Source organism: Paenibacillus sp. FSL R5-0378 (assembly GCF_038009285.1).
GTDB lineage: Bacteria > Bacillota > Bacilli > Paenibacillales > Paenibacillaceae > Paenibacillus_AQ > Paenibacillus_AQ favisporus.
On sequence record NZ_JBBPAY010000001.1, the window covers coordinates 5,345,311 to 5,364,388 of the forward strand.

The 19,078-nt window shown below is 55.6% G+C and carries 18 protein-coding genes; 6 read left to right on the top strand and 12 right to left on the bottom strand.

Annotated elements, in window-relative coordinates; translation table 11 throughout:
* Positions 1-6 precede the first annotated feature (6 nt).
* The 11 genes from miaA to MKY74_RS24750 form a co-directional block, all read right to left on the bottom strand.
* Complete coding sequence (gene miaA / locus MKY74_RS24700) at positions 7-987, bottom strand: tRNA (adenosine(37)-N6)-dimethylallyltransferase MiaA (RefSeq protein WP_076171764.1); 981 nt, start codon at positions 985-987, stop codon at positions 7-9.
* Entirely contained in the window at positions 977-1,768 is a 792-nt protein-coding gene (locus MKY74_RS24705) for a class I SAM-dependent methyltransferase (protein ID WP_076171202.1), read from the bottom strand. Before MKY74_RS24705 ends, miaA begins: the two co-directional genes overlap by 11 nt.
* A 138-nt stretch (positions 1,769-1,906) precedes the next feature.
* Positions 1,907-4,012 carry a DNA mismatch repair endonuclease MutL gene (gene mutL, locus MKY74_RS24710; RefSeq protein WP_076171200.1) on the bottom strand — a complete coding sequence of 702 codons (2,106 nt, stop codon included), beginning with the start codon at positions 4,010-4,012 and terminating at the stop codon, positions 1,907-1,909.
* Between the two features lie 57 nt (positions 4,013-4,069).
* On the bottom strand, positions 4,070-6,841 hold the full coding sequence (gene mutS, locus MKY74_RS24715; RefSeq protein ID WP_076171198.1) for a DNA mismatch repair protein MutS: 2,772 nt from the start codon (positions 6,839-6,841) through the stop codon (positions 4,070-4,072).
* A 63-nt stretch (positions 6,842-6,904) separates the two neighbouring features.
* Positions 6,905-8,164, bottom strand: a complete 1,260-nt coding sequence (locus tag MKY74_RS24720) for a putative amidoligase domain-containing protein (protein WP_167372882.1) — start codon at positions 8,162-8,164, stop codon at positions 6,905-6,907.
* Between the two features lie 114 nt (positions 8,165-8,278).
* Positions 8,279-8,839 (bottom strand): outer spore coat protein CotE, encoded by a 561-nt coding sequence (locus MKY74_RS24725; RefSeq protein WP_076171194.1) that lies wholly within the window; start codon positions 8,837-8,839, stop codon positions 8,279-8,281.
* Positions 8,840-9,104: 265 nt separating this feature from the next.
* Positions 9,105-10,082: an aromatic acid exporter family protein gene (locus MKY74_RS24730; RefSeq protein WP_076171192.1), complete on the bottom strand. Its 978-nt coding sequence runs from the start codon at positions 10,080-10,082 to the stop codon at positions 9,105-9,107.
* Positions 10,083-10,306: 224 nt separating this feature from the next.
* Positions 10,307-11,152, bottom strand: coding sequence for an ABC transporter permease (locus MKY74_RS24735; RefSeq protein WP_084203930.1), 846 nt, complete (start codon positions 11,150-11,152; stop codon positions 10,307-10,309).
* Between the two features lie 26 nt (positions 11,153-11,178).
* The gene (locus MKY74_RS24740) at positions 11,179-11,949 is read right to left on the bottom strand and encodes an ABC transporter ATP-binding protein (RefSeq protein ID WP_076171190.1); all 771 of its coding nucleotides are present in this window, start codon (positions 11,947-11,949) and stop codon (positions 11,179-11,181) included.
* Positions 11,950-11,976: 27 nt separating this feature from the next.
* Positions 11,977-12,987, bottom strand: a complete 1,011-nt coding sequence (locus MKY74_RS24745) for an ABC transporter substrate-binding protein (RefSeq protein WP_076171188.1) — start codon at positions 12,985-12,987, stop codon at positions 11,977-11,979.
* A gap of 209 nt (positions 12,988-13,196) precedes the next feature.
* Entirely contained in the window at positions 13,197-14,714 is a 1,518-nt protein-coding gene (locus tag MKY74_RS24750) for a carboxypeptidase M32 (RefSeq protein WP_076171186.1), read from the bottom strand.
* A gap of 123 nt (positions 14,715-14,837) precedes the next feature.
* Here MKY74_RS24750 and MKY74_RS24755 point away from each other — a divergent pair, with 123 nt between their 5' ends.
* From MKY74_RS24755 to MKY74_RS24775, 5 genes are all read left to right on the top strand, one after another.
* Positions 14,838-15,161, top strand: a complete 324-nt coding sequence (locus MKY74_RS24755; RefSeq protein WP_076171183.1) for an iron-sulfur cluster biosynthesis family protein — start codon at positions 14,838-14,840, stop codon at positions 15,159-15,161.
* 48 nt (positions 15,162-15,209) lie between these two features.
* Positions 15,210-15,773 carry a beta-class carbonic anhydrase gene (locus MKY74_RS24760; protein WP_076171181.1) on the top strand — a complete coding sequence of 188 codons (564 nt, stop codon included), beginning with the start codon at positions 15,210-15,212 and terminating at the stop codon, positions 15,771-15,773.
* A gap of 243 nt (positions 15,774-16,016) precedes the next feature.
* A complete protein-coding gene (locus MKY74_RS24765) occupies positions 16,017-16,577 on the top strand; it encodes a PadR family transcriptional regulator (protein WP_076171178.1) in 561 nt (186 codons plus the stop codon).
* Between the two features lie 137 nt (positions 16,578-16,714).
* Positions 16,715-17,152, top strand: a complete 438-nt coding sequence (locus tag MKY74_RS24770; protein ID WP_076171176.1) for a hypothetical protein — start codon at positions 16,715-16,717, stop codon at positions 17,150-17,152.
* A gap of 5 nt (positions 17,153-17,157) precedes the next feature.
* On the top strand, positions 17,158-17,454 hold the full coding sequence (locus MKY74_RS24775) for a YxcD family protein (protein ID WP_076171759.1): 297 nt from the start codon (positions 17,158-17,160) through the stop codon (positions 17,452-17,454).
* 146 nt (positions 17,455-17,600) lie between these two features.
* Here the strand turns inward: MKY74_RS24775 and pdxK are convergent, their stop codons facing one another.
* The gene (gene pdxK, locus MKY74_RS24780; protein ID WP_076171174.1) at positions 17,601-18,413 is read right to left on the bottom strand and encodes a pyridoxine/pyridoxal/pyridoxamine kinase; all 813 of its coding nucleotides are present in this window, start codon (positions 18,411-18,413) and stop codon (positions 17,601-17,603) included.
* Between the two features lie 333 nt (positions 18,414-18,746).
* Here pdxK and MKY74_RS24785 point away from each other — a divergent pair, with 333 nt between their 5' ends.
* Positions 18,747-19,010 (top strand): hypothetical protein, encoded by a 264-nt coding sequence (locus MKY74_RS24785; protein WP_076171171.1) that lies wholly within the window; start codon positions 18,747-18,749, stop codon positions 19,008-19,010.
* Positions 19,011-19,078 lie beyond the last annotated feature (68 nt).

A 19,078-nucleotide genomic window follows, 5' to 3' on the forward strand; every position in this document is an offset into this window, starting at 1 on the left:
AACGATTCAATTAGATTGTTTTGAAGTATATTCAAGATTTAAGAGAAACTTTCCTGCTATTATATCACGGATTGCGGCGAAATTCGCGAGAAAATTTCCCGTGTCCGTGACGTCCACCCACTGGATTTCCTTCATGTGGCGGAACCAGGACAGCTGGCGTTTGGCAAACCTGCGCGTATCTCTCTTCAAAATTGCAACAGCCTCTTCCAGGGTAGCTTCACCCTGCAAATATGAGATGATCTGTTTGTAACCCAGTCCCTGCATCGAGACCAGATCCGGTCCGTAGCCCTTATCCAGCAGAGAAGAAACCTCTTCTACCAAACCCTGCTCCAGCATCTCATCGATACGGGCTTCAATACGTTTATATAGCATTTGCCTATCCATTGTCAAACCGACCAGGCATAATTGATACGGCGATTCCCGGGTTTGGCTCTTCAACTGGGCCGAAAGAGGGATACCCGTCAAATGATAGATCTCAAGCGCCCGGATAATGCGCCTTTGGTCATGGGGATGCAGCCTCAGGGCGCTCTCCGGGTCGACTTCCGCCAGCCGGGCATGAAGTGCCTCTGCACCGTAACGCTCCGCATAGTCGGCCTGCTCCTGCCTGAACGCCTTGTCCTCTCCCGCTTCGGCAAACTGAAAACCGTAGCAGACCGATTCGACGTACAGACCGGTTCCCCCGACGATAAAAGGCAGCTTGCCCCTGGCATGGATATCCGCGATCAGCCGGGAACATTCTTCCTGAAACTCGGCGACCGAGTAGGCTTCGTCCGGCTCGTGTATGTCGATCAGGTGATGAGGGATGCCCTGCATCTCTTCTTTGGTAATTTTGGCTGTCCCGATGTCCATCTGGCGGTAGACCTGCATGGAATCCCCGGAGATAATCTCGCAGCCCAGCGCCTTGGCGATCTCAATGCTCATTTTGGTTTTGCCGACGGCCGTGGGGCCGATCAGCACCAGCAGCCGCGGCTTCGTCTCAGTTGTCAAGCGGTCGGTCAACACATATCACTCCATACGAAATTTTTGAATGCGGCCGGTCGACCGGCACGAAGCCGAGACGGGCAAATTCGCCGCTGCCTTTTTTCTCCTTCAGCACAACGGTCTTGCGCGCGACCCGGACGGCTTCGCGGATGCTCTCCGGCTGCAGCGGGTCGCTGTTGGCAAACCCGCGCAGCGGACTGATGGACGAAGAATCCATCAACGGCTCGCGGAACATCGGGTCGAAGTATACAATGTCCACGCTGTTGTCCGGCTGTTTGCGCAGCACGTCCAGATGATGGCCGCAGGCCACCCGGATCCGGCGCATGGCGTCATCCACCTCGGCCAGGCCGGAACGGTAGTGAGCCAGCCCTTCGGCAAGCAACGCCGCCAGGGCCGGCGAGCTTTCAACCGCGGTGACATGCGCGCCGGGCCCTCCTTGGACCGCAAATACGAGCGAATCCGACCCGAGGCCTGCCGTACAGTCGAGCACCGTGTCCCCCGCAGTCATCGACGCCGCGTCCAGCATCGGGTCGCTCTCGCCCTTGAGCAGCCGCTTGGCGCGGACAAAGCCCATGCTGGGATGAAACTCCATCGGCGGACTTCCCGGCCTGACAAGCCTCGCTCCACCGTCCAGCACGACGATGATTTCGTCATCGCCGTGCATTTTGGCCATTCTTGTTAATGGGGTGTGGCTTCTCGGGACATATTTGCCCCCCGTCTCGTTGGCCAGGGCGACCGCCCTGCCTACGATCGATTCAGCCGCTTTATCCCCCGTCGTAATAATCATGACAATCTCCAATCCTGTATAAAATCGGGCACCAGCCAAGCAAATGAGCTGTTGGTTTAGTTATACACCTTAATTCGTTTTATGAACCGTCCTTCTCCGTCACTTTCCGCTGGCCACGATGTTGAACCGCCTGCCGCGTTACATAACGCGCTTAAACAGTTTTTCCAGGTCATAGGTCGAAAAGGAAACGACGATCGGCCGTCCGTGTGGGCAGGTATAAGGTTGACGGCATGCCGCAAGGCGGTCCAGCAGCGTCGTCGCTTCCTGCTCGGTCAGCTTCTGGTTCGCCTTGATTGAAGCTTTGCAGGAGCAGAGAATGGACGACGTCTCGCGGAGCTTGGCCAGATCGATGCTCCGCTCGCTGAGGACCCATTCGGCCATCTCTTCGATCAGCGCTTTCTCCTCCCCTTTAGGGAACCAGTATGGATGGGAAACCACGCGGAAGGTCTGCCCGCCGAAATGCTCCAGATATACGCCGACCTGCTCGAACCAGTGCAGTTTCTGCGTCAGCTGCTCCGACTCCGACGGCGTAAACTCCAGCGTGATCGGCAGCAGCAGCTCCTGGGAAGCATCAGCCGGACGGCCGAATTTCTCGTAATAGAATTCGTAATTGATCCGCTCATGCGCTGCGTGCTGGTCGATCAGGAACAGCCCGTCCGCGTTCTGGGCGATCAGATACGTCCCGTGATGCTGGCCGATCAGCGTCAGCTCCGGAAAAGGCGGAATTTCGGGCGGCGCCTCTGTGCCCGCCAGCAGCCGGCTGGCCAGCGCTGGGTTCGAGCTCTGCGATACCCGCCCGCTCTGCGACAAGTTCAGCCGGTAGCCGGGAACCGTATTTTCGCGTACCGTTTCGCGCGCAGAATACGGAAGCTTCTGCTGCGCATAGGCAGCTTCACCGGGGTTGCGCACGCTTCCTGCATTCGGGCTGCTCTGACCGGAATAGCCTTGCTGCGCCGGCGCCTGTGCACGCGGGCCGGAGAAGCCCGTGCCGGCGCCTTCCGGCCCGGCAGCCAGAGGAGACTTCACCGGCAAGCTGCCTGATGCGCTCACCGGAGTGAGGGAGCCGTCAGCAACCGAATTTGCGGTGTGACCGGCTGGGCCGGGATCCTGCGGCAGCGGGGCTTCCCCGCCGTCCATGAGCCCGTCCATCGGACCGGCCTGCGGGGCCGGGCTTTTGGAGAAGTGAAACTGCTCCTGAATAAACGATCCTTTATCCTTATCGCCGATGCTCTGCTTAACCGGCTGCGGAATGAGCACTTCCTGCCGGAGCACCTGATGGATACTGCTCTCCACGAACGGGAACAGCTCCTGCTCTTTGCTGAAGCGCACCTCCAGCTTGGCCGGATGCACGTTGACGTCCACCAGGGATGGATGCATCTTGACTTCCAGGACGGCGAGCGGGTAGCGGTTGATCGGCAGCAGCGTATGGTACGCCCGCTGAATGGCCTGATTCAGGCCGTAGCTGCGGATGTACCTCCCGTTGACGATGATCGAGATCCCATTCCGGTTCGAGCGGGTCCAATCCGGACGGCTGACGTACCCATCGATCGTAAAGTCCAGGTTCTCCGCATGGATCGGCAGCAATGCCTTGGCGGCCTGCCGGCCGTATATGGCGGCGACCACCTGCAGCAGATCCCCGTTCCCGACGGTCTGCAGCAGCACGTTTCCGTTATGCCGCAGCGTAATCGCGATCTCCGGATGCGACAGGGCGATGCGGTACATGTAATCGGAAATATGCCCCAGTTCCGTCTGGATCGTCTTCATATATTTTAACCGTGCCGGCGTGTTGTAGAAGAGTTCCCGGACCGTCAAGTCGGTACCCTTCGGCGCCGCCGTGTCCTCTTCGGTCACGAGCCTGCCGCCTTCGATGACGATTCGCCGCCCGAGCCCGTTATCGGCGCTCGCCGTGACCAATTCCACTTTGGCCACGGCGGCGATGCTCGGCAGCGCCTCGCCGCGGAACCCGAGGCTCGTGATGTTGAACAGATCCCTGCTGTTTTCGATTTTGCTCGTCGCATGGCGGTAAAAGGCGGTGCTAACGTCCTCCGGCTCGATCCCCGAGCCGTCGTCGGTTACGCGGATGCTTTCAAGCCCGCCCTCCTCCACTGTGACCTCGATTCGAGAGCTTCCGGCATCAATGGCGTTCTCCACCAGTTCTTTCACAACCGAGGCGGGACGCTCAACCACTTCACCAGCCGCTATCTGGTTGGCTATGTGCTCGTCCAAAACGCGAATTTTCGCCATACCGTTCCCCCATTTCAAAAAAAGATATGAACGGACAATCGGCCTTGTCCCACTTGTTTACAGATCCTTTGCCTTCATTTTCAGCTCGTTCAGCAGCTGCATGGCCTGCAGCGGCGTCATGTTCATGACGTCGGCGCTTTTCACCGACTCCAAAATTTGCGTTACCGCTGGATGAACCGGCTGCGGTTCAGGAGCGGCAGCGCTTCGTTTCACCGGCTCCAGCTCTTCATCCCCGAATATCGAGAGCTGTACGACTTCCGCAACGCTTAACTCTCCCCGGCCTGAAGCCGGCTCCTGAACGGAAGCTCCGACAGCCGGTTCGGCGTGCCCTGCTTCCGCATCCGTCAGCGAACGTTCCCATTCGCCAGCATCCGCCCGCTCCCTGAGCTGTACCGGCGGTTCAGCCTTGGTCGCTTCTGCGGCCGCAGCGGTCTGGGCTGCGCTTTCCTCAAGGCCCTGCAGCAGCGTGTACGCCCGTCCTATAATGGACGACGGCAGCCCGGCCAGCCGGGCGCAGTAGATGCCGTAGCTGCTGCCGGCTGGCCCGGCGATCAGCTTCCGCAGGAAGTGAACCTTGTCGCCGCTCTCCTGCACCGCCATGGAGTAATTGCGCAGGCTCTGCAGGCTGTCCTCCAAATGCGCAAGCTCGTGAAAATGGGTCGATACGAGCGCCTTGCAGCCGATCGTATCATGGACATATTCGATCACCGCCTGGGCGATAGCCATGCCTTCGCTGGTCGACGTTCCCCGGCCCAGCTCGTCGATAATGATCAAGCTGCGCGGCGTCGCTTTTTCGGTCATGACCTGAATGTCGGCCATTTCCACCATGAACGTGCTCTGGCCGCCGATCAGGTCATCCGCCGCTCCGATCCGGGTAAAGATCCGGTCCACGAGCGGAATTTCCGCCGCCTTGGCCGGCACGAAACACCCGATTTGCGCCATGATCGAGATCAGCGCCACCTGCCGCATATACGTACTCTTTCCGGCCATATTCGGCCCGGTAATGAGCAGAATCGCCGCTTCCTCCCGGGTCAGCCGGGTCCCGTTGGCAATGAAGGAGGCGTCCTTCATCACCGCCTCGACCACCGGATGGCGCCCGTTCTCTACGACCAGGTCATAACCTTCGGTCAGCTTGGGCTTCACAAAGCCCTGCTCCGCGCTGACGGCTGCCAGCGACTGATAGACGTCGGTGACGGCGACCTTCTCGGCGAGTGCCTGCAGCCGCGGGATTTCCGCGCTCAGCCGGTCCCTTAGTCCGCTGAAGAGGGAATATTCGAGGTCCACCATTTTGTCCTGGGCTTCGAGAATGAGCCCCTCTTTCTCCTTCAATTCCGGCGTTACGAACCGCTCGGCATTGGCCAGCGTCTGCTTCCGTTCGTACCGGCCTTCCGGGAGGGTGCCCAGATTCGATTTGGTCACTTCAATGTAATACCCGAACACTTTGTTGAATCCGACCTTCAGCGAGCGGATGCCCGTCGCTTCACGCTCCTTGGCCTCAAGCTCGGCGATCCAGCGTTTGCCGTTCACGCTGGCTTCTCTGAGCTCGTCCAGATGATCGTGATAGCCCGGCTTGATCAAACCGCCGTCCCTCACAGATACGGGCGGATCGTCGACGATCGCCGCGTCGATCGCTTCATAAAGATCGCGGCATTCGTCCATCTCCGCCGCCAGCTTCCGCAGGGTGGAAGACGCTGACGACGCGCACAGCTCCTTCAAGGAAGGAATTTGCGCCAGCGACAGCTTGAGGGCGTTCAGGTCCCGCCCGTTCGCATTGCCGAAAGCGATTCTTGCGACCAGCCGCTCCAGATCGTAAATGTCTTTCAGCGCAGCCCGCAGGTCTTCCCGCAGGATAAACTGGTTGTAGAGATGCTCCACGGCTTCCAGGCGCTCTTCGATCGGCCCGCGGTGCAGAAGGGGCTTGTCAATCCATCTGCGCAGCAGCCGGGCCCCCATCGACGTTTCGGTCCGGTCCAGCAGCCAGAGCAGCGACCCTTTCTTGGATCGGTCGCGCACCGTCTCGACGAGCTCCAGGTTTCGCCGCGTGAACGGATCGAGAATCATGTAATGGCCGGGTTCATAGGGCGAAATTTGCGTCAACTGGCCGAGCGAACGCCGCTGCGTCTCGCTCAGGTATGAAATAAGCACGGCCACGCATGCCTGCCGCTCCGGATCGAGCCGGGCCCAGGCCGATTCGCCGAACTGCGCGCGGACCGTCTGCTCCTCCCTTTTCTCCCATGACGTGTAGACGACCGGCCGGCTCCACTGGAGCTGTTCCGCCTTGATCAAATCCAGCATTTTCGGGTCCCCGATCACTTCCGCCGGTTCGTAGATGCCGATTTCGTCGCGCAGCCACTCCACGGATGCGGGCATGGAAGTCACGTACAGCTCGCCTGTCGTCAGATCGCAGGCCGCCAGCGACATCATGCGGTCGGTCTCGGTCACGCATACCAAATAGTTGTTGGATTTGTCGGCTACGTTTTTGCCTTCCATGATCGTCCCCGGCGTCACGACGCGGACGATGCCGCGCTTGACCATGCCTTTGGTCACCGCCGGGTCCTCCAGCTGCTCGCAAATGGCTACTTTGTAGCCCTTCTCGATCAGCCGCTGTATGTAACTCTCAGCCGAATGGTAGGGAACCCCGCACATCGGGATTTTTTCGTCCCCGCCGCCTTCCCGGCCGGTTAACGTAATTTCCAGTTCCCGGGAGGCCTTTAAGGCGTCCTCGAAAAACATTTCGTAAAAATCGCCCAGGCGGAAAAACAAAAACGCATCCTGGGCTTGCTGCTTGATTTCCAAATATTGTTCAATCATTGGCGTATACTTGGCCATGAGGTACCTCCAGACTTCACTTGTGCTCACGCCCTATTATAACAGAAAGTAAGTGGGCGGGAATCAAGGTTCGACCGGAATGTTCCACAGCGGCCGGATATCCCTGCTCTCGTTCCATGTTGTTCCCCGCTCGATATGCGCCAGGAGCGGTTCGATAGAGCCGGCGTAATTGCCGTAATCCGGCAGCTGCCGGATCTCACCGAACAGCGGCCGAACAGCTGGCTTCAGCACCTCGCGGTCACCCCGGTAATACGCCCGGTGCACCCGCTCGCTCGCGTCCAGCGGCCGCATCTTCAGCGCTCTGTAATGGCTGACGATCAAATAGGAGAGGTACACCACCCCTTTGGCCAGCAGGGGGGACACGAGAAAGCTCGGCAGCGTGCGGTATTCGAAGCCGCCGTGCGGCTGGAGGCGAAAGTCGCCCAAATAGCCGTATTTGGGCCGCCGCGCCCGGCTGTTCTCGTCTTCGAGCAGTGAGACGGGCAGCGTCAAGTAGTTATCCAGCGCCCGCAGCAGCTCCGGGGTAAGCACAATGCCGCTGAAATGCAGATGCCCGCCCAGCGGCAAACCGGGTCTGGGCATACCCCCCGCCTGCCAGATGAGCGACCGGTCCCCGATCATCCGGCCGGCGGCCTGCATCGTGAACATCAGGCGCCTCAGCAGACCGGTGGGGTCCCCGCTTGGATCCGGGCGAAGCTCGGCGATTGGGAAGGTCGTAAAGCCCTCGCCGTGAACGGCGTCGCAGCCGACCTCCCCCTCCCGGTCCAAAAACCGGGATGCGGGAACCATCTCGTTGCTGCCCGCATCCACAAGCACAAACTCCGGATCCATGCCCATCACGAGGCGGATCCCTTCCTCCTCTTCCCGCCGCAGCCGGCGGGCAAGCTCCGTCTCCGCCCGGTCATAACGCGCCTTGATGCGTGGATCTTTGATTCCGGAGGAAGGCGTGACACGCTCAACGCCGAACTTCCGCTCTCCGGAGGAAGCCAGCACGACTTCGCCCGAGTCGAGACCAAGCGTATAAAGGGCCCGCACCGCCGCCTTCTCCAGGCGGGCATACAGCCCGATGAGCGGTGCCTCACCCGCGTGGGCCGAACCGACGGGAACACGCAAGCCGTCTGCGCTTCCCTCGACGCGCTTCAAGTCAACGGCTTGCAGGCAAGTGACGTTAACGGCGTATCTTCGCCGGTATCGGGCGGACTCCCGGGCAGCCGCGTCCTCTTCCGGCAGCAGGAGGGAGCTGATGCCGGAACGGACCAGACGGGCATGCTTGACCCGGTCGGGCCAGCCGGCATACCGGGCTTCTTTTTCCTCCTCTGTCACCCTCATCCCCCCCTCACCCGCTGAAAATAAAATAAAAAAAGGAGGGCATCCGCCCTCTTCGCCGCCGCTCTCCCGGCATATAGTACATCATACCTCTTTTCCTTGCTCTACGAATTACAGCTCATCATCAAGGGAATCGGGATCGAGATCCTCATAGTCCCCATCGTCGCCATCGAACTCGAATTCTTTGTCGTCGTAGTCGCCATGGCCGCGGCTGCACACCAAAACACGCACCTTGGTCTCGGCGACGAGCTCGACCGAAAATTCCCGCTCCACGCGGATGATGACATTGCCGCCTCCCGAAGAGACACTGGCTTCAACGCAGCTCGGCTCCTGCGTGGCCTCCGCAGAGACTTCGACGGTTGAAGCCCGGTGTTTCGGATCCAGGTAAGACAGCGGTACGAATTCTACATAAGATACCGTTTCTTTGGCAACGTCAGTTTGGGAGTTTTTGTCGTAGGAATACCAGATGTTGCAATCGTAAGTACCAATAACTTCAATTCCGTCGCCTGCGGCAACCGCTTCGTACTGATGGTTTATAATCCATGCCCCCAAAATACTGGTAGGATTATGAGGCGGAGTCACGGTATGTGTTACGGTAGAGAACTTACGACCCTTGCCGCAGATCGCTTTCGTGATGATCTCTCTACATTGATGTTTATCGCTTAATGACATCTTTGAACCTCCTCCATACAATCATTCACTTAAGTGTATGCAGGACATAGGCATTTGTTGATTAAACGAGCATAAATGAATGAAATATTATTGTGATCGCCCGGCTAGAATAGGAATAATGCTATGACGCGAGCGCCGAAATACCTTGGCTGGCCTGCATTTTACGGCCCTTATAATCTAGTCTGAAACTTTTCGTCACTCTACTTTATGCGGCTTTCATTGTATAAAAACCCCTTGGCAGCTGCCAAGGGGTTTCTTTGCGTTTTCAGGACTCGGCAGAGGGTTTTCGCAACTTGCCCGGTGCCGGCGTCTTATTTTTTTTCGCGATTTTCAAATATTGTCCCAGCTCACGAATCAGCTGCAAAATGGCCGATCTGACTTCAAACTCCTCCCGCGTCGCCGGAAGCTCCATTTCCTTAAATTCCTTCTCGAGGGCGACCAGCAGCTTCTCCGTGCGTCCCGTGTAGTTTTCCTCCGTTACGTCCCGGCTGAGCTGTTCGAACAGCTCGGCCACGTCATCCGCCTGCGGGAGCTTCTGATAGACGTGGGAAATGAGCTGCAGCATATTTTGGATCGACTCCAGCTGCTCTTTTCTCATATAAAAATAGATGGTCCACGACTCGTCAGGGTGCAGCACCTGGTTTTCCATCTCCCGGCTCGCGGCTTCCTTGCCGCTCTGAATCGCTTTTCCCGCGGCGATGAGTTCATGCCCGTCCCATACGTAGGAAGGGTCGCGAAGGGTTAGTGCGATCTGTCTGAAGATTTTTGAAAACTGCTCATCCACCCGCCTGCGGATCGACGTCATTTGCTCAGAAGCCGGGGGCATGTACACCATGTTGACGAGCATGGCCGAGCCAAGCCCGATCACGAGCAGCTCAACTTGCGTCACGATGACATCCGTGCTGACTTCCGCACTGCCAAAAACCCGGAACACTACGACCGAGCTCGTAACGATGCCTTCCTTGAAGTTCGCCCGGGTGATGGCCGGAAAGGCGATCAGAATATATATCGCGAGCACCCAGTAATGGAAACCAAGCAGTTCAAATAAAATGCAGGCAAAGAACAGTCCAAGCAGCGAGGCGAAAAAACGTGCGGATACCGTCTTCAGGCTCCTTTTTCGCGTCACATCGACCCCGAGCACGGCCAGGATCCCCGCCGACAGCGGTCCCGTCACGCCGCACGCATCCGAGACCAGAATGGCCATCAGCGTCGCAATAGCCGTTTTAATAATACGAAAACCCATGAAACCGCCTCTCTCTATACATGTTGACGTATTTCATGGTACTTGATTTTGATGCTTCACACAACGTGACATGGATATGAAATTTTCAGAAATACATTCAATGTTAATCAAAAGCCGGTGAGGCTGCGGTCCGGGAAAGGGCAAAGGCTCTATGCCACAGCAAGTATATCCGCACCTATCTTCTCTTTCCCGTCCCTGCAGTCCCGGCCCTTCCAGGCTGCTCCCTACTGCCGATGCGCAAGCAGCTTTCTTTCAATATAAACGACCAGCTGGTACATAGCCGTGGCGACAACTGCGATGATCATCAGGCTGGCAAGTACCAGCGTAAAGTTGAACACCTGGAATCCGTAAATGATCAAATAACCGAGACCTATTTTTGCGACAAGAAACTCGCCGACGATCACGCCGACCCACGCCATGCCCACATTAACCTTCAGCGTGGAAATGATGGTCGGAAACGACGCAGGGAGGATGACCTGGTTGAATATCTGCCTCCGGGTTCCGCCGAACGTGCGGACGACCTTGACCAGGTTCGGGTCCACTTCCTTGAATGCGTTATAAACGACCAGCGTTGTCACAATGACGGTAATCGACAGCGTCGTAATGGTGATGGCCATAAAGCCTGCCCCGAACATCACGATGAAGATCGGACCAAGCGCCACCTTCGGCATGCTGTTGAACACGACCATATACGGATCCAGCACTTTTGAAAGAAACGGCGACCACCAGATTAAGACAGCAAGCAGCGTCCCCACGATCGTTCCCAGCAAAAATCCGACGACTGTCTCGCCTACCGTCACGCCCAAATGTCCCCACAGCTCTCCGCTGACCGCATCCTTCCAAATTTGCGCGAATACCTTGCTCGGATAGCTGAACAGCAGCACGTCGATCCATTTCAAACGTCCGGCGACTTCCCACAAGGCAAAGAACAGCACCAGAATGGCCATCTGAACGGACAGGACCTGTGCCCGCAGCTTGCGCTGGCGGCGCAAATAAGCTTGATGCAGAGCATCGAGGCTGGAACCCCGGTCCCTCCGGATCACTTCATCCGATCTAAGCACACTGTTCATACGCGCCGCCTCCCTTCTTCCATATGTCAATCTTCCTCCGACTCCATCTCGCGCCAGATTTCGTGAAACAATTCATTGAAACCTTCCTCCTTTCTGGCATAGAAAGGCTGTGTCTCCCGGATGTGCCCGGGCACTTCAAAGGTACGGCGAATTCGGCCGGGATTTTTACCCAGCAGAACGACCCGGTCGCTGACGGCCACGGCCTCGGATAAATCGTGCGTGACCAGAATTGCCGTCTTGTTCTTTTCCCGCAGCGTCCCGGCAATTAAATCTTCAAGCTGCAGTTTGGTCTGATAGTCAAGCGCCGAGAAGGGCTCATCGAGCAGCAGCAGTCCGGGATCGGTCGACAGCGTCCGTACCAAGGCAACCCGCTGCCTCATCCCACCCGACAGCTGCTGCGGGTATAGGCTCCCCGTTCCTTCCAGTCCCATTTCGTCAAGCAGCTGCGTCAGGTGATCCATCGATTCCCGCTGCAGGCGCCCGGTTACCTCAAGCCCGATGGCCGCGTTCTGAAGGATTGTGCGCCAAGGGAACAAATAATCCTGCTGCAGCATATACCCGACATCCGGGGAAGGCCCCTCCACCTTCCGCCCATAGACAAGCACCTCGCCGTTCGTCGGATGCAAGAGCCCGGCGATCATGGACAGAATCGTCGTTTTTCCGCATCCGCTCGGTCCGACCAGGCTGATGAACTCTCCGGGATGTACCGTCAGATTCAGTCCTTCGACAGCAAGCGAAGCTTCTCGGTCGTTAACGTATACATGCGTCAAATTTTTAAGTTCGACTACCGGCTCCATGCGCACGATCTCTCCTTTCCATAACCATTATTTCACGGACGATTTGGCCTTTTCGGCAAAACTGTTGTCCACGATGGCGGAGGCAGGCACCTTCTCTTTCAGTTCGCCAGCCTGATTCATGACGTCCAGCAGGTTGTTCCACTCCGTCTCATCCACGACGGGATCTGTCGCGTACGTTCCCTGATCCTTATACCGTTTGACCGCCGAGACAACGATATCCTTATCGGTGTCCTTAAAATAAGGAAGAATGACGTCGGCGATCTCCTCGGGAGTGTGCTGCTGGACCCAATTTTGGGCTTTCTGGAGGGCGTTCGTAAATTTCTGAACCGTTTCGCCGTTCTTCTTGATAAAGCTCTGCTTGCTCATAAAGACCGTATAGGGCAGATGTCCGCTCTCCACTCCGAATGAGGCGACGACATGCCCTTTGCCTTCTTTTTCAAAAATCGAGGCCTGCGGCTCAAACAGCTGCACGTATTCACCCGTTCCGGACAAAAACGCCGAAGCAATATTGGCAAAATCGATGTTTTGGATCAGGTTCAGATCCTGATGCGGATCGATGCCATGCTTTCTCAGCGTAAACTCGCCGGCCATCTGCGGCATGCCGCCCTTGCGCTGACCGAGGAACGTTTTCCCTTTCAGCTGATTCCAGTCCAGCTCTCCTTCATCCTGCCTTGAGACGAGGAACGTGCCGTCCGTCTGCGTCACCTGACCGAAGTTGATCACGGGATCGTCCGAACCTTGCTGATATACGTAAATCGAGGTCTCGGATCCGACCAGGGCCACATCGATAGCACCCGAGAGCAGTGCCGTCATCGTTTTATCACCGCCGGGAATCGTCTGCAGCTCCACATCCAGTCCTTCTTCCTTAAAAAAGCCTTTCCCAAGCGCCACATATTCCGGAGCGTAAAATACCGAGCGCGTCACTTCGCCGATTTTGACCTTCACGTCACCCTTGCTTCCGGAGCAACCGGACAGCACGGCTGCGCAAAGGAGAACCGCCGCAAGCACCAGGGCGAATCCACGTTTACCCTTTCTCATTGTCATTGTCCTCCATCCTTCTTCGCGTTCCAGCCATATGCCATCTTATGCATGCGCCCAGCAAAGGGTTAAACATGGCCACGGACGAACACAAAAATACCCCCGCCATTTCCTCAAGCAGCCTCGGGGCTTCTTTACGGAAGTGACAGGGGTGCTTCTGTGCTTACGCTTGGATGGTTGGATCTGATGTCAAGCGTTCCTGCGCTGCATTACAATTGATAAATTTCCTTATACTTCGTTTCCAGGTAATCGGCCAAATAGTCCGGGTTCAGCTCTTCGCCGGTCACCTGCAAAATAATCTCGGACGGCTTGCGGCTCTTGCCGTAGCGGTAAATCTTCTCCGTCAGCCATTCGCGGATCGGTGCCAGATTGCCTTCCTTAATATGCTGATCCAGCTCTGGCATCTCCTTGCGCAGCGTGTTCATGATTTGCGCAGCATACATGTTGCCGAGCGAATAGGAGGCGAAGTAACCGAAATCCCCGCCGGACCAGTGCACGTCCTGCAGGACGCCCAGGCTGTCGCTTGGCGGCGTAATGCCGAGGTACTGCTCGTACTTCTCGTTCCATACCTTAGGCAGGTCCTTGACCTCAAGCCCTTCATTAAACAGCAACTTCTCGATTTCATAGCGGATAATAATGTGCAGGTTATACGTCAGCTCATCAGATTCGATCCGGATCAGGGAGTTCTCCACGCGGTTGACGGCCCGGTAGAAATCATCCAGCTGCACGTCCTTCAGCTGCTGCGGGAAATGCTGCTGCAGATCGGCATAGTAGCGTTCCCAGAAGGCGCGGCTGCGTCCGATCATATTTTCCCACAGGCGGGACTGCGATTCGTGAATGCCCATGGACGTTCCTTGGGCGAGCGGCGTTCCGGCCAGCTCCTTGCTCACGTTTTGTTCGTACAGGGCGTGGCCGCCTTCATGCAGGGAGCTGAACAGCGCGCTCGTCACATCGTCCTGCAAATAATGGGTCGTAATCCGCACATCTCCCGGGTTCAAGCCGGTCGCAAACGGGTGTACGCTCTCATCGAGGCGCCCGGCTTCGAAATCGTACCCCATTTCGCCCAGAATGAAGCGGCTCATCTTCGCCTGCTGCTCCTGCTCAAACAGCTGGTCCAGGAACGACGTATCCGGTTTGTTCGGAGATGCCGCAATCGCCTCCACGAGCGGCACCAGCCGGTCACGAAGCTTGCTGAACACCTGGTCCAGCTTCTCAACCGTCATATCCGGCTCATAACGGTCCAGCAGCGTGTCATATGGCGTTCCTTTGACGCCCCAATATCCGATGAATTCCTTCAGCATGCCCACGAGCTTCGTCAAGTTCGGCTCCAGCATGGCAAAGTCGCTCTTCGCCTTCGCTTCCTCCCAAATCGTCTGGGAATGGGATGACAGCACCATAAATTCCTGAAACTTTTCCGCCGGGATGCTTTTGTTCTCGTCATATTCCTTTTTACACTCGTCAACGATCCTTCTGGAAATATCGTCCAGCCCCTCATATGTATCAGGTCGGGTCAACGCCTCCAAATACGAGCCCATTTCATCCGAAATTCGGAGTTTGAAATCTTCCGCCGACAGCATCCCGATCACCTCGGAACGCTGCTCTGCTCCTTTACGAGGTGCGCCCGTCCGCAAGTCCCAGTGCATCAAGCCGATGGCTTCGTCATAGCTTCTGATTTTGCGGACCAGTCCGAGAAATGAGTCCAATGTCGCTTTTGCTTCTTTTTCCATAATTAGGTTCACCTCACGCCGAATTTTTTCTTCCTTCTTGATGATACTTTTACTGGAAAGTATAATCAATATTTAATAGACGCTATTATCCTTTTTACATAGGGAAGGAGCCTGAAACCCGCCGTGGTTATCCAAGTTACCGAAACTGCCAAAAAGCATATCGAGTCGCTTGCCGGGTCGGAGTCAGCCATCATCCGGCTTGCCTACGATTCCGAAGGCTGCGGCTGCGGCGTCAACGGGCTGCCGGCACTCTGGATCGTTTCCGCCAAAGAAGCCGATGATGTGGAAATACAGAGTCATCATCTGCATTTTATTATTCACCGCCTGCAGGCGGTTTTTTTCGAAGAGCAACTATACCTTGACTCCGAAAAAAACTATCCATCGTTCCGGCTTTCCGGTGACGGGCAGCTGTACGGTCAAAACATCAGGCTTGTGGATAAGCGTTGACGCCTTACATCATGCATCATTACCCAACTATGGAAGGAGCAATTCATTATGACAACCGTTTCGCAGATTTTGGAGTTTAACCAGCAATTCGTAGAAAGTAAAGAGTACGAAAAATACATTACCGGCAAGTTTCCCGAGAAAAAGCTCGTTATCGTCACCTGCATGGATACGCGCCTCGTAGAGCTTCTGCCCAAAGCGATGAACGTCCGCAACGGCGACGTGAAGCTCATCAAAAACGCCGGTGCGATCATCTCGCATCCGTTCGGCAGCGTCATGCGGAGCGTTCTCGTCGCTCTGTATGAACTGAAAGCTGACGAAGTCATCGTCGTCGGGCATCTGGACTGCGGCATGGCGGCGCTCAACGCAGACGTCATGATCGAGCATATGAAGGAGCGCGGCATCTCCGATGAGGTGCTGTCGACGCTGGAGAACTCCGGCATCAATCTGAACGATTGGCTGCGTGGATTCGATAACGTACAGGAAGGCGTAAAAGGAACCGTGGGCCTGATCAAAAATCACCCGCTTCTTCCGCCGGGCTGCAGCGTTCACGGCATGGTCATCGATCCGAAAACAGGCCATCTCGAGCTGGTTGTCGACGGTTACGATAAGTAGAATACGCTTAGATTTGCAAAAACACGGATGATCATCATCCGTGTTTTTTCTATTTTGTGAACAGCGGGCAGCGGTCCAGCGCCGAACCGGCTCCTTTAAACTCGATTTATCAGTGTTAGACGAACATCATTTTCTTTTTCCGTTCCGGTCCATGCTTTTCAGTCATGAGCTCAGGTTGAAAACCATACAGTTTAAGTGTACACTTTGGTTGAAAAGACCATCTCACGTATAGGAGATATGCTAATGAATACACTTTCCTATGGACTACTAGCTTTCCTTGCACGGGAACCCGGATCAGGATATGATGTGATGCTCAAGATTCAGCCGTTCTGGCAGGCTAAGCACAGCCAAATCTATCCGCTGCTGGCGCAGATGGAAGAGAACGAGCTGCTGAGCTCCCATTGGGTGAAACAATGCGACAAACCGGATAAGAAGGTATACTCCATTACGGACAGCGGCATCCGCAAGCTCAAGGAATGGATGTACAAACCGCTTCCCGATCCGGTGACCCGCGACGAATTATCGATGAAAACCTTCTGCATGTGGATGACCGACAGGGATAACGCCATCGATATCGTGGAAACCCGCAAATCTTACTTCATCCGCCGGCTGGAATCGTTCCAATCGATGCAGGGCAAAGTGACGGAGGAACATAAGAAATTCGGTACCCGGGAGTTTTACGATCACCTGCTGATCCAGAAAGGCATCTTTAATGCGGCAGCCGGCTTGGAATGGTGCAATTGGGTTCTGGGCATATTGAGAGAATGCGATTATTCGGAGCCTCCGGCATTAGTCAAACCGTAAACTGAATGATCTGACATTATTCATCTTTTATCGGCAAAAATTAATTTAATTAATTTTGAAACCTTAAGATATTTGGTACGTAATGTATTATGAGATAGACATGCTTTCACCATTCTCAGGGAGGTATATTTCAAACCATGAAAAAATCTTTACAGAAGTGGATGCTGATTGCTTTGGCGTTTACGTTCTTCTTCGCCGTTACCGTACCGGATAACGCGGACGCCAGACGTGCAGGCGGTGGATTTAAATCCGGCACAAGATCCTACACGAACACGCCGAGCAAGTCGACGCCGAACAGCAACGTCAAAAAGTCGACCAACAACACCTCGAGTACAGCCGGCACAACGGCAAAACGCGGCTTCTTCAGCGGCGGCAGCTTTATGAAGGGACTCATGATCGGCGGATTGGCCGGACTTCTGTTCGGCGGCATGTTCAGCAACATGGGATTCATGGGCGATTTCTTCGGATTGATCATCAACCTGCTGGCCATTTACGTTCTCTTCTCGCTCATCCGGGCCGGATACCGAGCGTACCGCAACCGGAAGCGACCGAATCCGAATGATGGACGGTATTAATCATGTTGATTCTGACCATGGATGAAATCGTGAACGCGATTTGTCTTCATACCGCCGAGCGTAAGCAGATCCGTCCGACGGATGTGCAGGTGGAGCTGAGCTGGGACGAGGAAACGGGATATTCCGCAGAGGTTTGGGCACAGGGACGGAGCCAGTATTTGGTCGAGTCCAACATGATTGAAGCCATCCTGCGTTACCTCTACAGCGAATATAACATTCGGGCTTACCGCGAGCAGGTGACGCTGGATTTGGATGAAGAAATCACGGCTCACGTTGATGTTGAGGTTGAACAGGCGTATTAATTTATACCGAAGGCTGGGTGTCCGTTTTGGATGCCCGGCCTTCTTTTTGATGTCATAAAAACAAAATAAAAAAGGATGCACATTCCGGGAATGTGCATCCTTTTTCTTCATTGCTCCAAAGCAGCCGCTGCCCATCGGCTTCGAAATTACCGGTTCAGACGATACCCGCCGTGGAAGACCGGCCCCACGTATTCGTTGAACTGGTATCCGCTGCGGATGGCCGCCGACACAAAATCCTTGGCTTTGGCCACCGCATCTGCAACAGATAGTCCATTCGCCAGTCCGCCCGTAATCGCCGCGGCGAAAGTACAGCCGGCACCGTGGTTGTAGGCCGGTTCGATCTTGTCCGTCTCCAGGACGGTAAAGTCCTTGCCGTCGAAGAAGACGTCGATCGCACGGTCTCCACCGAGCGCCTTGCCGCCTTTGACAACGACGTTTTGGGCGCCGAGGCCGTGAATTTTGCGGGCCGCCTCCTTCATATCCTCGACGCTGGTCAGCTTGCCCAGACCGGACAGGACGCCGGCTTCAAACAGATTGGGCGTAACCACCGTGGCCAGCGGAAGAAGCAGGTCGCGAATCGCCTCTGCGCTTTCGGGATTCAGCACTTCGTCTTCGCCTTTGCAGACCATGACCGGGTCAATGACCACGTTTTTCTGCTGGTTGCTTTTGATCGCCTGCTCCGCTACGCGGACGATGTCCACGCTGCCGAGCATGCCTGTCTTCATGGCGTCCACCGGTCCACCGGCAAAGATCGTCTTCAGCTGCTCCGCAACCAAGGCCGAATCCACCGGATATACGTTATGGTGCCAGCCGTTGTCCGGGTCCATAGTCACGATCGTGGTCAGCGCGCTGAATCCATAAGTGCCGTACTCTTCGAAAGTTTTCAAATCCGCCTGAATGCCTGCGCCCCCGCTGGAGTCGCTGCCGGCAATGGTTAACGTCTTCATAATCTTCGGCATGTGAATTTCCCCTTTGTTCTGCGTGAATGCTTATTTTCTGAAACTGAGTTGATTATACCAGAAAATTGTCGAATGCGTTATTCCTGCGGCCTCCATTTTAGGATGGACCCAAAGCATTCAAAATAGCCGGATCGTTGGCATCCCCTCAACAATAGCTGTATGGAACTGATGAACCTACCCCTGAAAACTTAAAGCAATGCCAATCTATTGCAGCTTTTATCCTTATATAAGCAAGCGATAGAGATCCCCGTGTCTTGTGAGGTTCCTGTCTAGTACGTTTTCTATCTCCACTGCATTGAATATAGCGAACTACTAGAAAAGAGGTGAGACGCTATGCCCCGTCGTGTGAAGGCTGTCCGGCAGCCGGACCTTGTACTGATCAGCTGGTCCAGAAACCCGCTGGTTCCCAGTTCTGCACGCAGAATCGTCGCTGCTCGCGTCATTGGCAGCGCCGCTCCCTGCAGGCAAGACTTAAGACCCAATGCGCTGCTCAGCACTGCATTGGCTTGTCTACTGGATCATGATGTAGGATTTAAAATCGTATTCCGCAAAATGACTTCCGATATCAGCGGGTACCTGCTGCTGCAGCGCAATTAATCTTTTATGAAAGAGGAGGAAGCCGGTTGGCTTCCTCCTCTTTTCAGCTCGTGTATGAATATATCAAC